This window comes from Paenibacillus taihuensis (genome assembly GCF_003386535.1).
Classification (GTDB): domain Bacteria; phylum Bacillota; class Bacilli; order Paenibacillales; family Paenibacillaceae; genus Paenibacillus_Z; species Paenibacillus_Z taihuensis.
Map to the genome: position 1 here is coordinate 127470 of NZ_QTTN01000006.1, position 15919 is coordinate 143388.

Sequence of the window (15919 nt, forward strand, 5' to 3'; positions counted from 1 at the left end):
CTACGAGCAACAGTTTAAACATATTCTCCTGGAAAAGGAGGCAGACGGCGTGCGAAGCTAAGCAAACTCGTACAGAAGCAGAATTTCCTAATAGGCTATGTAGAAGAACATATTTCCTCTCCTGACCTTACCCGTGTTACGAGATTTTCACTGGTCGAAGCGAAAGGAAATCTGTTGCTTATGGGAGCCGTAGGGACAGGAGGTCTGTGGAAAGATAATGGTTGATGGATGCATGACAATAAATCGGGTTAAGTTGATTCATTGTGTTCATTCGAGTAATTAGTCTCATCACGCCCGGCCTGTAAGGGATGAGTTAAATCCTCTTGGCTCCTTTGCAGGCTGGGCCTTATCCCAAGAGGCGTGATGGAATGAAAAACAATCATGTAATCGTAATCGAGCTTATTATCGTCATCATCGAAATAGGGTGATGCAGCGCAAGAGTATGCTTGCCAAACAGCTTGGATGGCATGAAAAATGCGTAGGGGAGTTTGCAAAAGGTAAGATTCCTTGTTCTTGTTCTAATTGCAGGAAAAAGACGAGGGAAATGGGGTTTCCTAAGTCCGAACTAACCAAGCTGGAACGTATGGATGATATGGTTTATGGTTGAATGATAGTGATTTTGGATCAGCTTGTTGAAAAGAAATTGATGTATTTTGATTAATTAAACGGGTGCCAGACCGTTATAAGTAAAAGAAGTAGAGGGCTACCCCACAGAGATGCTGCAATGTTTCGAATGAGAAGAAAGCGGATCCAAAGTAAGGCGGTCAACCTTTTTGGCGGTGGGTGATCGCTTTTTTCTTTTGTTTTATTGTAGTTTATTTTAGACGCTTTAATTGTCTTAGGTCCCTTCTTTAGTGTCATGGATATAAAAATAGGCCGCGCTGGAAGATCCAGCACAGCCTCATCTAACCGTTCCTCTTTTCTTTCTTCGGTGGCACCAGACTATCCTTCGGCAATTATATTTTCCAATAAATAAACTTCATATGAATCAAGGGATTGTTGAAATTGGTGTTTTAACAAATGATAATTAGATTTTACTGCATCAAAACTATACTTCATTAAATCTCTTTCTTCTTTTTCTAACATTTTTATTGTTGTTATTGGGAATCCTATTTCCGCTAATTCAGTACCTAATTCTGTTTGAACACCAATTTCAAAAAATCTAATTATGAAGTCGATAGCAATTTTTTCAGTGCCAATATTAATTTCAGGTAAGCTACATACATATTCTAATAAGGTACCAAAAATCGTTAAATATTTTGGGACTTTGTATTCTACAATGTTTCTAATATCAGAAAAAACAGTAGTGTATATTGAATCAATGGATTTTGCATTGATTTCATCTAAACTATCTAGGTGGTATTTAATCAATCTATACATTCCATCGGAGTTGGAATAGTTCGATGTAATTATTCCGAATTTTTTAACATCAAATTCAGTTAATAAACCAACTTCTTCGAAATAGCCAAGTATTTTGTAGATTGTTTTGTTCTCCAGAAAGTTCTTTAGACTAGAACACTGGGTCACTATAGATTTGAGTTCTAGAATATTTTTGTTTTTAAGTAAATTTACTAATTCGATTTGTTTTAGTTTATCTATAAGTTTATTTTTATTAAGGACATTATTATCTACACCCGACTCTAGAATTACTAACTCACGATCAGCTTTTCTAGCTTTGTTATCTCCCCATAAATCATTTATTGCAACATTATCTAAATCTATATCTGTAACTTCACGATTACTAAAAGTGATAAAGTCTAGTGTATCATCGTTTTGTTGTACTTTTTCGTGTATTTTTTTATCTAAATAGAATATCCTACCTATAAAGTGGTGGTAGTAACGGCCGGCACGACCATTAATATTTTTAATATCGAAGCATTTAAGTTCTTTACCACCTTTTGATGAACCGTAAAAAACTACATTTTTCGCCTTTGTATTTACCCCCTCTGTTATTGAAGTTGTACAAATTAATATATTTAATGGCCCGTTGTTAAAAAGGCTAAGTATCTCACTCTGAATATATTTAGGGAATGCACCATGATGCAAACCAATGCCCTTATTAAGAGTTTCAATTAATGTCCAGCTTTTATGGATTTGTTGATTCCTATGAGTATAAGAATATCGTTTAATCAAATGCTCAATGAACATATTAAGTTTATAATGAGGTTCAATTGTATTAGTTACTGATACTATTTCACGAGCCAGAGTAGATACCTTCTTCTTTGATTCAGCATATATAATCGACTTGCCTTCGTCAGACTTCTCAAGAAAGCTAATAATCTCATTTAATTTGGATATCTTTTTATTGTCTTTAAATATTATCTGTTTTCTGCCGATTGTTGCACGTGTACCCCACGAATGTATATGGTCCTTTTTTACTCGTTCTACTCCAATCTCGATTATTCTAATGTCGAATAATTTAATAAAGCGTTGAAAGCCTTCCCCTAGTTTAGTAGTGTTTATATAAGGGCCAGCTAAGTAAAACTGGGTAGCTTTTTTAGATAATATATATAGAACAATTCTAAATACTTTATCTCTTTCTTCTTCCTTTGAGGAGCCCTCAGAAGAATCAGTTGAATCAAAGAAATTATCTATTTTGTATACCTCATCCATGAAGAAAAAATCAATTTTAAAATTTGGATTCTCATTAAGTAATTGCAGCACCCTTTCAGGTGTGAAAATAAAAAGATTTCTTGAATCGGGATCAAATTTTTTTTGAGTTGTATTAATAATAGAATATTCTAAACCAAGATCTCGATTAAACTTTTTGAATTCATGTACATTTTCATTTAAGAGAGATACCGTGGGAAAAATAAGAATTATATTTCTGAAGTGTTCATAATTTTGATAAATTATCTCCCGCAAAATATATGTTTTACCAAATGAAGTTGGTGCACTTACTAATAGTCGCGGACGTTCATTGAAAACTTCAATAATGTTTTTTTGATCTTTGTCCAGTAGATTACCAGATGAACTTGTGTACAAGGAGTTAATTGCTTCGTTTTGAAGTATCAAAGAAAGGTTATGGTGGCGTTCTATTTCTTCATCTGTCGATTCAGAATAGTTATCTTGCAATACATTTTGAAAAATGCTTATATCGAGATGATTCATCGTATTGTATCCAAATGTCCGCATCTTTTGTGCAGCTAAGTATAACAGTTCCTTGACTAAAGGTTCATTCAACAAACTTTTATTGTCTGAAATATCACATATTATATTTCTTAGAATCTCAAAAGAGTTATCACTTCCATTGAAATGGTTAATACTTTTTACTAGATCAGAAATCATATTTTTCATTCGGCGACCACACTCTTTCTTATAAGTTCCAGGTCTCTAATTGGGATAAACCAAATATAAATACTGTAATCAATGTCAATAAGCGAACTGAACTTGCTATCAAATCTTTGGATCAGTCGATGAGTCTCGTTTTTTATCTCGTTTGTAATATTAGATGGAATTTCATAAGTTCCAGGAGAAGAGTAAGCTAGCAAGCACGGAAATACTATTTTAAGCTTCTCTCTAATAAAGAAACTTTTCAATTGTTGGGCTCTTTCGGAGAGAGAAGAATTTTCAGATGACCAAGAAATATCATTAATCCTGTCCAATAAGGCTAGGGAATTTTCTAAAGTACTATATTCTTTATCTGCAATGAAATATAACTGCTCAGAAGCATAAATAATATTTGTTTTATTAATTAAGTCCTTTTCAATATCACTTAAGCAGTATCCGAGAGAACCCATCTTAGCTTGGCCGAACCACAGTTCGTGGTTGTTGTTATCGTTTGTGACAATATGCATTCCATCAAAACCTTTAATTTCTTGATTGTCTGTTCTCTGTCTATAAATGGCTCGAGTGGCCAGTTTATTGATATTGCCACGATACATAACTAGTAACAGGTCTAATAGCAATTCGCTGTATAAACCATTTCTACTACCACTTCTATTAGGTAGCCTTTCTCTTAATGCATGTTTCGCTGCAAATTCCAGATTTGCAAGTCGTCCCTTGTTATATGCTTGTATAACTTCATTTTCAGAATAAGCGTATAGAAAAATATATTTTCGCATAAATTCGCCTATTCTTTTCTCAGTCTGGTAGTCGTGAAAATGAAAAAATGGAGTATATTCATGTGAGCCAGTGAAGGAGTCATACTTAAAAATTAATGATTCTTTTAAATGGCGCCCTATTAATTCATTGAAAATATCAAGATATTGCTTTAGCATAGAACACCTCTTCGTTCCAAAAATTGGTTTTCAACTATATGTTAGTATATTTAAATAATTCATTCAATAGGGGCTAATATCGACTGTTTGGGATAATCTATAAAAAGTTCTTTTTTACTACCAAATTACTTCGGCGAATTGTGGTTTTGGTTAAGAGTTAATTAATATGGGCATGAATGCTTAATAGAAGTAGAGTAATAGGAAAATCAAGGAGTCTTTGCAGTTAAATAAACTGAGGGGCGAAATCATGAAAAATGATGATCTGTTGCGAGTGAAATTATTAAGACTCTTATTGGAATTAGAAGAGGAGCGGGCTACCAACCGTAATCACGATAATCAATATGAAGCAAATTCTTGTGAGAATGAAGTAGAGGAATTTGTTCATCAAAAGGCAAGTAGCCAGGAAAGAACCGTTTTTTCAGTAATGGAACTGTCCGGATATCTTGGCGTCTCTACTGACTCCATATACACGATGGTGCGCGAGAAGCAGATTCCCCACATGAGGATCCGAAGAAGGATATTGTTTCATAGAGATGCAATTGATTCGTGGATTCAAGAGAGAATAGCGTCACCGCTAACCTGAATAATGAAAGAAGCGAACCCCCTTCTCAGGGCAGTTCGCTTCATAGACGTTGCGTTTCATTCGATACGTAAATTATATTGTAGAATGCTACAGACATCAATCCTTTCTTTCGCAGTTCCTGTAGCTGGGGATATGAACCTAATAGTTATAGGTGCACCGAGCTTTTATTTACATTAATTTACATGTGACTATAGTCGGTGGAGCAATGTTCAAGTCTGAAGAATACTAGTTTCAAGGTGGTGTAAGTCCTTGGAACTGGAAAATCTATTTGGAGATCTCCTCAAACAAGCGCGATTAAAAGCTGGAATGACACAGGAAACCTTGGCATTCCAAGCGGAGCTTGACCGGACATATATTAGTTTGCTGGAAACGGGAAAGCGCCAGCCTACATTGATGACTTTGTTTGCATTGAGCAAGGCGTTAGAACTAAGGCCATCTGATATTATAAAGGAAATTGAGAAAAAAGTTGGATACTACTAGCTAAGGAACTGGGATTTTGTCTTGGTTCCTTTTGTTTACTTTACGAATAGATTTTCGTATAGTAAATGTGACTATAGTCTACATGTGAGTCTTTATGCACTGAAGCTACATACAGACGAAGCGGTAGAATTCGTAAAATAAAACTTGGAGAGGTCGTGGCATATGGAACCAAGCAAACATGGGGAATTGGACTTTTTCAGTATCTTTGATGAAGCTTTTGACAATGAAAGGTTGTTTCGAGTAAACGAGCATATGGAAGTCAAACTGATATATGGTAAGTTTGATCAACTGGACAAGCAGATCGTATACACTCTGTTAAATGAAAGCAGCAAACGGATAGAAGGAAACGGATTAACATGCCGAATTGAGTCTAATTTATTGATGAAAAGAGTTGGCATGCATGAGGCAGAGCTGTACCGTAGAATTAGAAAACTATTGAGTTTTGGGCTCAATGTATACACGAAAATCGCTGACGCAGAATATAACTTCTGTGTGATCAAAACTCTTTCGGAGAATGGGAAAAGAGTCGCATATGAAGTAACTTTCGATCACTTAGACGTGATAAGAAAAGTGTTTGACGACGACTTTTCTAATATGCTGACTCGCGGTGTGGACGAGATGCCAGCAGGAGTGCATAAATTGATTGTCGAAGGGTCAGAACTATTCTTTTTGAGTTACATGGAGGCATTTAATTACGGAGAGAATAAGCTAAAACCTCAACGAACGGATTACCAAATCTATCACGTACAGAGCAATGAGCTAGTTTATGCTGCAGAGTATATCAACTGTTCTACTAAGGAGATGGAAAAAATGGATATTCAGAAACCCGAGGTCAACAAGCTTAATTTTATGGATATATTTAATTCTGAGTTTGAGAAGGACAGTATATCCATTGGAGTCAGTAGCGATGTCATTATCACGATTGAGTGTCCGGAATTGACGCTGTTGGACAAAGTCGTGTTTACAGCAATTTGGAGTAGCGGTGAGAAAATTGTAGTAGATAATAGAATTTTCAGCACAGTCAGTGAGGAAATACTGCATGCTGGCATTTCAATGACAGAAGCTGATTTGGAAGAGTCGCTTAAGCGACTTTCTCATGTGGCGATTGAATTCACATATTGGATTCATGGAGAACGTCGTAAAGGGCGTTACAATATATTTGATGTGGCAGGTTCGATTGACGGTGATGGGGAATTACAGGTAGTTACAATGGGAGTAAATTCATTAATAAATTTGAAATGGTTGTTCTCCGAGGAATCTTTGAAAATCATAAATGACTAAGGATAGTATTGGGAGGGGAACTGATGACCGGACAGAGGTATCTGGAGCTAAAAAGGCTTCAAGCCAACCTGCTTATCCCGTTTTATCGGGGATCGCTTGAGCAACGGCTGGATGCAGAGGAAAAGCTGTATCAGCTGAAGGGAAAATACGGTTCAGTTCAAGTTTCGTTATCTCGCGAAGAGAAGGAAACACTTATTGAGCTATCACGAGTTATGAATCTCTATTCCAAGTATCAAGAGAGTGGCAGCGCAATGGAGCAATCAGAGATTTACGAGCAATTTAAGGCTGCTCTTAAGTTAAGTTAATTGAGTTAACTTAACTCAATTAACTTAACTGATATTCTCATGTGGTCTAAGCATATTGCAATCTTACAGTATGAAAAATGTCCGCAAATAAACTGCTTGCACATTACAAGCGAATAATGTAGATTGAGATCATACCTTCAATCATGTATCGCCTCTGGCCAAGCGGCGCAAGAGGATTCAATTCACAAATTGCTGGAACAATATCTGGAGAAATCCGCATAATTTCTGTTATTCCCCTCATTTGAGGTGTGATTATAAGTTTTATTCGATGCTCAAATTGAGCAATTTATCGGAGATGTAAGCCCTTAAAGTAACTGTTGATCGGGATAGGTATATCCTGTGACAGATGCTTCAAGGGCTTTTATTATTCTCCAGAGGTATTTATAAATGTTGTCGGTGCTATGCCGAGGGTTACAGTCTATCAGTCGAGGAAAACTTATTGCTGATCGGATTGTCATAACCAACTTCATAAGGGAGTGGGACGAATCTATTTTCTTGATTCGTCTTTTTGCTGTCTTCTGAGGTAGGGATGCTTGTAATAGCCGAGTATCGTCCGTCGGCTATTACACAGGACAAAGTAACGGGGCGTTATCATATTCGGGTTTCAGCGGGATCCCCAAAAACCGCTACTGCATCACCAGCTCATTATGGGCGATCTGGCTAGCCCGGCCGATAGGGGCGTTAGGCAATGAAGCACAAAGCGCAAGATATAGTCGGGGAATGTCGGCTATGTCGATCTTTGCTAAGGGATGGTAGGCAAAGATTTAATCAAAAAAGATGTCGCCCGGCTAGTAATTATGGCCATCAGCGAAAGGCTGAAGCGGGCGACACCCCGCACCGGCTCTTGTATGCCACACGAGGATCTCGTGCAAGTGCAAACCCATTGCTTAACGACACAACTCCATATAGACGGTTTTGACTTTGCTTGATTTATAAGAGTTTTTGGATCGAGCCTTGTAAAAGCCACTGTAAATGCCAACGGGTGAAGTGTGTCCGAATTTAAAAAAGAAGGGTGATTGGTCATGGCAAGTAGAGGATGGATCAAAGACGATAACAAGGTGGCCGCATTTGCGTATCGAGAAGAGGATATAACGAATAAGGGGGTATACATTAATCTTATGAGGCAGCTTAATAGATTGGCCAAGCATACAAAAGGAGGTCTCGGTATTAGAACGCAGCGCCAATACTACAATCATATGGATCAGTTTACCCGCTTCCTGGCGGACGATTTTGGGCTTCAAAATTTGTCCAATATCCACGGGCGTCATATTGCAGCGTACATTGAGGAGCGTCAGTCGGAGGGATTATCCGCATCGGCGATTGATTTGGATCTCTCAGCGATCCGCTATTTTCACGATCAATACGGGAGTGAAGTGCGTAATCGAATTCCGGAAAATGTGGATTTATGTAAGCGATACGGCATTACGCTAGATCTGCGCTCGTACGGAAAGGTTAACCGCAGATGGACGGACACTGAGATTGCTGAAATGACGGATTTAGCGATGCGTAAAGGACGCACAGATATTGCTAAAATCATTCAACTTGGTGCAGGACTGGGTCCAAGAATTCATGAGATTACGAGGTTATCTCGTCCTGATGCTTTGAGGGCTATACGGACAGGATTTTTACATGTTAAAGGCAAGAATGGATTAGAGCGAGATATTCCTCTCCGCGGAGCTATGGCTGATCTATTGAAGGCAACAGCTTCTAGTGTTTCCGGTGATGCTAAACTCTTTGTACCGCAGGGCCGCAAGACGCATGAGATTATTCAGTCAGTTCAGGATTTTATTCGTAATCATCGAGATAAAGTCGCGGAGCAGGGCGTTAGGTCACACGGGGTAAGGATGACTTTCCATGGATTGAGACATCGCTATGCTTTTGACCGATATCAGGAATTCAGAGGAGCGGGTTTTACTGCTGGTGCAGCACGGTTAATGGTTTCGAAATTAATCGGACATCGTAGGGATGAAATTACTCGGATTTATTTGGGCGAAACAACGGAGGAGGATGCAGAATGATGGGAGATATTGAACAGCTGCAGCACCGGATTGCTGAACTAGAAGGGCAAGTAAGACATCTACAGGAAAGTGTGGGTAAGTGGAGGCGGAAGGCCCAAGGAGCGGCACTAAGGTTTGAATACGTGTCTGAGAGGCATGAACGTGGCATGCACTTCATTTCAATACCAGTAGCAGATGCGCCTTCCGATCTTACTCTACACGAGATTCAGCAGCATGTTCGGGACAATCTATTACCTCAATATTATCCATACCGGTATTATAACGTGTACACAAGCAAGCGGCATGATGGCTGGGTTACTACTTTGGTAAAAGAGGATAATGTTATTGAGATGGAACAATAGGACTTTACAGAGGGAAGCAAGTATAATGGGGTATAGAATAAAAGTCTTATCGTAACCATCTCTTGGCGTGTTTAAAGGAAGGGGTTTAAGAATGATATTTGAAATTAACGAAGAAATGAAAAATAAAATCAATCAGTGGGACTCTTGTGAAGCACGCGATGTTTCTGGTGCTAAATTTGCGTACACATTTATTCCTACAGGGTTGGGTTTAGTAGTTACAGTTCAATGTGACGTCTGCAACAGAACATTGGATCTAACTGATGATTTCTTACTTTGATAGGGGATATGGTAATATTGTGGAAGTACTGATGATTGAGCATCATAATCGCTCCAGTTAGCCGATTGGCGGTATTGTAGTGTACGAGGGGAAAAACTCACCCTCAGGAGCGGCCGGCAAATGTTGAAGTAACAGTTACGTTCCGCATCTAAGAAAATCAGAAAATATCAGAAAATAGGTATTGAATTTGAGAATGTTTTTTGTTATAAATAGTTTTAAAGATTCATTTTCAATTGCATCTGTCAGGCGATAAGATGCGTTCTAAACTAACTATTAGTTGGTCAACTTTTAAAGTTCCTTTTGCAAATGCGAAATTCTCTAGAAGAGCTTAATTTAGAATTCCTTCACCCTATATGTCGATCAGACAAATGAACTAATACATATACTAACCCGCTGGGTAGAATTATTCCTTTAGTGTGTAACATGGAATAACTCTGACTTAGCGGGTTATTTTTGTTCAATATAAAACTATCAAAGGGAAGGGAACACACATATATAGTGGCTAGTTTCCATTTAATCTACATTTGCTCCCGCCAGACAGCCTAAGGAGCGTTCGGAAGTTTGCATCACCGCGGAATCGACACGGTCGAGCGGGTTAGTGATTGAGTCAATGAGTTCTCTCTATCGGAGAATCAGTGGCTCTTTTTTTTACATCGGAACGGTCTGCCCTCCCGCTCCGAGACGATTGGTAACTAGGGCGTTAGTGAACATAACTTGAAGGGGGTACCTACCTATGTTAGGAGAAAAGATTTCATGTGACGTTGAGGAGATTGTTGTTCATAAGGATTATTTCAAGTATTATGAGCATCCATCGTTTGAGCAGCTCGAGGTGTATGCTAAGGTACTGAAGGAAAATTCCGCTTTACCCATTGTTTGCATTTCAACTGATAAGAAGGTTCTGTGCGGTGCTATTACTTGGCTGGTGTACAGACAGATGGGACTTAGTAAAATCGAAGTTTATGAAGTAGACAAGGAGCGGGAAATTGAAATTCTGCTCATGCACGATCTAGATTATAGCCAGAATTACAAGAGAGACGCGATAAAAGTCGCCAGTCACATTGATGCTTTATGTGCAAGGTACAACATTGCACACGGACGTAAATCGCGACAGAATGACGTGTTTACAATTGCGGATATCGCATGCTTGTTTGGGCTAGCACCGCGATCTATTCAACGGTATCGACGGTTGGTTAACCTTCACGAAAGTTTTCACTCATTTATAAAGAGTAAAAAGATTGGTTTGTTATTGGCAGCCGAGATCAGTAAGCATAATCATGAACAGCAAGTGATCCTATTTGAAAGAATAAGCCAGGTTGAAGGTGACCTGTCAAAGATTAAACAAAATGAACTCTCGGTCATCATACAATCATTTTTAAGTGATTGTCATGATGATATTGCAGGGCCAGCAGAACCACAAACGGACGGAGAGAGGCTCTACTCCAATCCAGTCTCAGTAGCAGAGAAGGTTGCGGACAGTCTTCTTTCGCCGCAACAAAGTATTATTACTAAGCAAGAACTGAGTAATAGACAGGTTATCGACCTTGCACTAGATACCAAAACATCAACCGAGAAATTGGAGAGCCTGATTCGATCTGATTTTATAGCTGATGTTGGACAACAAAACGTTAAGATACTTCTCGAAAATATCGAGCATCTTACGGCCTTAGGGCATGTGTTAACTAAGCTCATTACTACTCATAACTTATTCGTGCCTCAAGCAGCGAAATAAAACATTTTGAAATTTGCTGGTAACGTTTAAGAACAATACTCTATTTATATAGGAGGCATCGTGTATGAACACCGTCACACAATTAGAGCATAACCAGGTATCACAAAATAGTAGACGTAATGTACTAACATTCTCTGAAGCATGGGATGAAGTATTTGAAAAGGCGATTTCGAAGGACAAGCTCTACGCAGAAGTCAGAGCGGGGCGCATTCCTCATGCAAAGATTGGATCGAAAATTCTTTTCCGGCGTGACACCTTAGAGGCATGGTTCAAGCAGCAAGAATCTCTAAATGTAACCTATTCCAATTAGCATATATCGAAGGGATGGTATCTCTGAATGGCAAGTGTTCAAAAGCGAGGAGATAACTCATGGCTATTAGTAGTCGAGGCCGGCAACAAAGCTGATGGAACAAGAAATCGGTATACAAGGACCGTGAAAGCTAAAGGTATTCGCGAAGCGCGCAAATTGCTCGCTGAATTCGAGACAGAAGTTGAAGCGGGTGAGTATATTGCACCTGAAAAAATGCTTTTTTCAGCGTTTGTAGATGAATGGCGTGAAAAGCACGCTCGAAAAGAGCTCGGTGTAAAAACGCTTGATATCTATGACAGGTTCTTAAAAAATCGCATTCTGCCGGTGTTTGGACATATTCGTTTAGACAAAATAATGCCGATTCATATTGTTAACTTCCTTTCCAGCGAACAACGGCAGGATGGGAAAGAAGGTCCGCTTGCTTCCGGAACATTAGAGTATCTCTATCGCATACTTAAGAATATTTTTTCAAGGGCTACTGAATGGCGCATTATCAAAAACAACCCTGTTGCGGATGTTAAAAAGCCTAAAGTGATACAAAAAGAGATTGATGTGTACGATGAAAATGAAATCAGTATATTATTTGATGCTCTAGAAAAGGAACCATTCCATTGGCAAATTTTAATTTTGTTAGCAATAACAACTGGTCTTCGACGAGGGGAACTAGTTGGGCTGGAATGGAAACACATTAATGTAGACACTGGAATTATTGAAGTTAAGCAAAGTATCTCACTATCAGAGAACGGAGAAAGAATCATAACTGAACCAAAGACTAAAAAGTCTAAAAGAAAAATATCTCTACCGGACTCGATCATTGAGAATTTGAAAGAATACTACTTATACTCTCGCAAAAAGAGATTAACGTTAGGTGATGCTTGGAAGGGAGGAGATCATTTCTTTGTATTCTCAAATTCAGAAGGCAATGCATATTACCCGGAGACGCCTTATCTGTGGTTTCGTAACTTTTTGAAGAAGAATAATCTTCGCTACATCCGGTTTCATGATTTGAGACATACTTCCGCGACATTATTAATAAATCAAGGTGTCCATGCGAAAATCATTTCAGAGAGACTTGGGCATGCCAGCATCACTACCACAATGAATGTATATGGCCATGCACTTCAGTCGGCCGACCGGGAAGCCGCAAATAAGTTTAATTCCATTGTTCCATTGAAAAAGAGAAAAACAAAAGTGTAAGTTTCTATTGAGGAGAGAGTTTATTGACGGTTTTCACTTAATGGATTAGTATAAAAATTATTCAAGCTTGAAATGAGCATTTGCAGAATCAGACTTATTAAGTCCGTAATGGACAACGGGGATTCCTTTAAGTAGAGTAAGCTACTTGAAGGAATCCCTTTTTTGTAGAAATAATTGAATAGTTTTAAGTAGAGTTCATATGACAGAGAATCATTCGGAATGACTGACCCATTCAGACGGGGTATTGTAAACTCAATGACATTCATGTGATACAATAATACTAATTAAACCCATAAAGGATGAAATACCCATGCCGGTTTACAATAAACTTGTTCGTGATCTTATTCCCCAAGTGATCAAAGCAAATGGTAAGGAATGCCGTACACGTATTTTAGATGAGGAAGAGTATGAAAAAGAGCTGGTCATAAAGCTTAAGGAAGAGTCAGAGGAATACTTCTCAGCTCAAGGTCCAAAAGAGTCATTAGAAGAACTTGCGGATATGCTTGAGATCATTCGGGCGTTGGCCACCGTACATGGTGCAACATGGGAGCAACTTGAAGCCTTGAGAGAGAAGAAGGCGGAAGCGCGAGGCGGATTTCAGGAGCGGGTGTATCTAATCGATGTCGACGACAACGCTTAATGTCAAACTCATTACAGAAAACTTAGCTGACGAGTTGATTACCGGGATGCAGAATGCATCCGGTATCTATATTCTGACTTCCTTTATCATGCAGTCGGGGGTGCGCTTGTTGGCGCCCCATCTGAAAGGTGCGATAGAGCGGGGAGCTGAAGTTAAGGTTCTTGCCGGTGATTATCTTTTTGTTACGCAGCCAGAAGGGCTTCGGGCTTTACTCGATATTGATGCACGGCTGGAAGCACGGCTATGGCGAAGTATGGGAACATCCTTCCATCCTAAAGCTTATCTGTTTGACTATGAAAATGGTGAAGGGCTGCTTATCGTCGGTTCCTCCAACTTCTCCATGTCTGCTATGAGAATGGGGATGGAATGGAACCTAGCGATGAATGCAAAAGCTGAGCCTTATACCTTCCAAGTAGCTTTGGACAAGTTCATGCAGAATTTCTACCACGATTCAACATTACCGTTAAATGAGCATACCATTGCTATCTATGCTGAGGAATACCGCACCTGTCATCGTAAAAATCCGGAGTTAATCCGCATGATCACCGAAATGGAAGAGGATGAATACTGCAATGAACATACGGGTAAACCTGATGAAAAAACAGTATCGGACGGCGAACAAACTCCTATCCATCCCAGATTTGCTCAAATCGATGCATTGGAAGCATTAGAGAGAACGTTAGAAGAAGAATATGATAAAGCCATGGTTGTCATGGCCACGGGACTTGGGAAGACCTATCTTGCGGGCTTTTTTGCTCAGCGCTTTAATCGTGTACTATTCGTAGCCCATCGTGAAGAGATTCTCTTTCAGGCGAAACGATCGTTTCAGCGCATCATGCCGGACAAAACCTTCGGTATCTATAACGGAGTCATGAAAGAGAGAGATGCAGACTGTGTGTTTGCTTCGATTTACACCCTTGGGATGAAAAAGCATCGAGAATCCTTTGATCAGGATCAGTTTGATCTTATCGTGGTAGATGAATTCCACCATGCTGCCGCGAATTCGTATCAATCGGTGATCCAATATTTTAAACCGAAGTTTTTACTTGGCATCACGGCAACACCAGACCGGATGGACGGCAAGGATGTGTATGCTCTTTGTGACGGAAACGTTGCTTACCAAATCCATTTTATTGAGGCCATTCGTCGTGGCTGGTTGTCCCCATTCCAGTATTTTGGCGTCTATGATGATACCGATTATTCATCCATCCGATGGCTTGGAACGCACTATGATGATGAACAGCTGACTGCTGCGCAGCTAAAACAAACACTGGCCGACAAAATCTATGATGCCTGGACAGAGTACAAGCAAACTAGAACGATCGGTTTTTGCTCGTCCATTCGGCAGGCGGATTTTTTGGCGAGCTATTTTGAAGATAAGGGAGTATCAGCGGTCAGTCTTCACTCTGGGACAGCAGGAATTACAAGGGAAGAGACGATTGCACGACTAGCCAGAGGGGATTTAGAGGTTATATTTACCGTCGATTTATTTAATGAGGGTGTAGATATACCTAGTGTAGATACCTTGCTATTTGTTCGGCCAACGGAATCTTTAACGGTTTTCACACAGCAGGTTGGCCGGGGGTTGCGACTATTAGAGCAGAAGTCACATTGTACTATCATTGATTTAATTGGAAATTACAGAAATGCAGATGTGAAGCTTCGATTATTTGCAAGTGAAGGGGAAGCAAAGTGGACAGCAAAGGAATCTGTTATTCCATCGGTACCGGTCGGATGTGAGCTTCATCTGGAGACGGCAGTTATTAACCTGCTCGATGAATTAAGCCGTAAGAAGCTGCCGCATCGCGAGCGTTTGCATCGTTCTTTCCTTGATCTAAAGAATGAGCTCGGGCGAATTCCTACTTATCTAGAGCTTCACCTGTACGGCAGATCCAACAGCTGGGAGTATCGGAATGAGTTCGGTTCTTACGTTGGTTTTCTTCAATGGGCCGAATGCTTAACGAAGGAAGAAGAGGAAGTATATTATCTATATGAAGCTTGGGTCCGTGATGTTGAAAAGACGGTCATGACCAAGAGCTATAAAATGATTGTTCTCCTTTATATGCTCGAACGGGGACCGGAGCATTGGGCGGAGTCCGTTACCGCTAAGGAGGTAGCAGCGTTCTTTCACGGTTACCTTATGGGAAAGGAGTACCGTAGACGAATCGATTTCTCCGACAAGGACTCAAAACGGCTCTGGGAATATAATGAGACCGGAGTTAGCCAGCTTATTGAACGCATGCCTATGACGAAGTGGGGTTCGGCTAAAGGGAGTATGACCCGCTTCGAGGATGGGGTGTTTAGTCTAAAGATTGAGCCCGCTTATGAGCATCGGTCTATCCTGTATCGCTGGACAAAAGAAATTTGCCTTTATAGGCTGCATCATCATTTTGAGCGTAAAGAGCAGAAACAAGGACCCCTTCAGTAATGATGGGGTCTTCATATATAATCCTTAAGCACTAGAGGCTCTATTACTTCTTCTATTAATTCTGCACTTATGATAGTCTAGGCCCGAAATCAAAACCATTACTTATTGCC

The 15919-nt window shown here is 39.6% G+C and carries 13 protein-coding genes; 11 read left to right on the top strand and 2 right to left on the bottom strand.

What is annotated here, in order from left to right; genetic code table 11:
• Nucleotides 1-942 precede the first annotated feature (942 nt).
• Nucleotides 943-3297, bottom strand: a complete 2355-nt coding sequence (locus A8990_RS07240; RefSeq protein WP_116188341.1) for a DEAD/DEAH box helicase — start codon at nt 3295-3297, stop codon at nt 943-945.
• Complete coding sequence (locus A8990_RS07245) at nt 3294-4220, bottom strand: Hachiman antiphage defense system protein HamA (RefSeq protein ID WP_116188342.1); 927 nt, start codon at nt 4218-4220, stop codon at nt 3294-3296. The genes A8990_RS07240 and A8990_RS07245 overlap by 4 nt, the downstream gene beginning before the upstream one ends.
• Nucleotides 4221-4467: 247 nt before the next feature.
• On the opposite strand from A8990_RS07245, the gene A8990_RS32570 reads away from it, so the two are divergent.
• The 11 genes from A8990_RS32570 (at nt 4468) to A8990_RS07305 (ending at nt 15809) form a co-directional block, all read left to right on the top strand.
• Nucleotides 4468-4803: a helix-turn-helix domain-containing protein gene (locus tag A8990_RS32570; RefSeq protein WP_342772801.1), complete on the top strand. Its 336-nt coding sequence runs from the start codon at nt 4468-4470 to the stop codon at nt 4801-4803.
• A gap of 249 nt (nt 4804-5052) precedes the next feature.
• Nucleotides 5053-5283 carry a helix-turn-helix domain-containing protein gene (locus A8990_RS07255; RefSeq protein ID WP_116188343.1) on the top strand — a complete coding sequence of 77 codons (231 nt, stop codon included), beginning with the start codon at nt 5053-5055 and terminating at the stop codon, nt 5281-5283.
• Between the two features lie 162 nt (nt 5284-5445).
• A complete protein-coding gene (locus A8990_RS07260; protein ID WP_116188344.1) occupies nt 5446-6564 on the top strand; it encodes a hypothetical protein in 1119 nt (372 codons plus the stop codon).
• A gap of 23 nt (nt 6565-6587) precedes the next feature.
• Nucleotides 6588-6869, top strand: coding sequence for a hypothetical protein (locus A8990_RS07265; RefSeq protein ID WP_116188345.1), 282 nt, complete (start codon nt 6588-6590; stop codon nt 6867-6869).
• Between the two features lie 1022 nt (nt 6870-7891).
• Nucleotides 7892-8887, top strand: coding sequence for a tyrosine-type recombinase/integrase (locus A8990_RS07270; RefSeq protein ID WP_116188346.1), 996 nt, complete (start codon nt 7892-7894; stop codon nt 8885-8887).
• Nucleotides 8884-9228 (top strand): hypothetical protein, encoded by a 345-nt coding sequence (locus tag A8990_RS07275; RefSeq protein ID WP_116188347.1) that lies wholly within the window; start codon nt 8884-8886, stop codon nt 9226-9228. The genes A8990_RS07270 and A8990_RS07275 overlap by 4 nt, the downstream gene beginning before the upstream one ends.
• Before the next feature lie 1010 nt (nt 9229-10238).
• Nucleotides 10239-11234 carry a hypothetical protein gene (locus A8990_RS07285; RefSeq protein WP_116188349.1) on the top strand — a complete coding sequence of 332 codons (996 nt, stop codon included), beginning with the start codon at nt 10239-10241 and terminating at the stop codon, nt 11232-11234.
• A gap of 64 nt (nt 11235-11298) precedes the next feature.
• Entirely contained in the window at nt 11299-11544 is a 246-nt protein-coding gene (locus A8990_RS07290; protein WP_116188350.1) for a helix-turn-helix domain-containing protein, read from the top strand.
• Nucleotides 11545-11571: 27 nt separating this feature from the next.
• Nucleotides 11572-12741 (top strand): site-specific integrase, encoded by a 1170-nt coding sequence (locus tag A8990_RS07295; protein ID WP_116188351.1) that lies wholly within the window; start codon nt 11572-11574, stop codon nt 12739-12741.
• A 310-nt stretch (nt 12742-13051) separates the two neighbouring features.
• Nucleotides 13052-13381 (top strand): nucleoside triphosphate pyrophosphohydrolase, encoded by a 330-nt coding sequence (locus A8990_RS07300; protein ID WP_116188352.1) that lies wholly within the window; start codon nt 13052-13054, stop codon nt 13379-13381.
• Nucleotides 13362-15809 (top strand): DEAD/DEAH box helicase family protein, encoded by a 2448-nt coding sequence (locus A8990_RS07305; RefSeq protein WP_116188353.1) that lies wholly within the window; start codon nt 13362-13364, stop codon nt 15807-15809. Before A8990_RS07300 ends, A8990_RS07305 begins: the two co-directional genes overlap by 20 nt.
• Nucleotides 15810-15919: the final 110 nt, after the last annotated feature.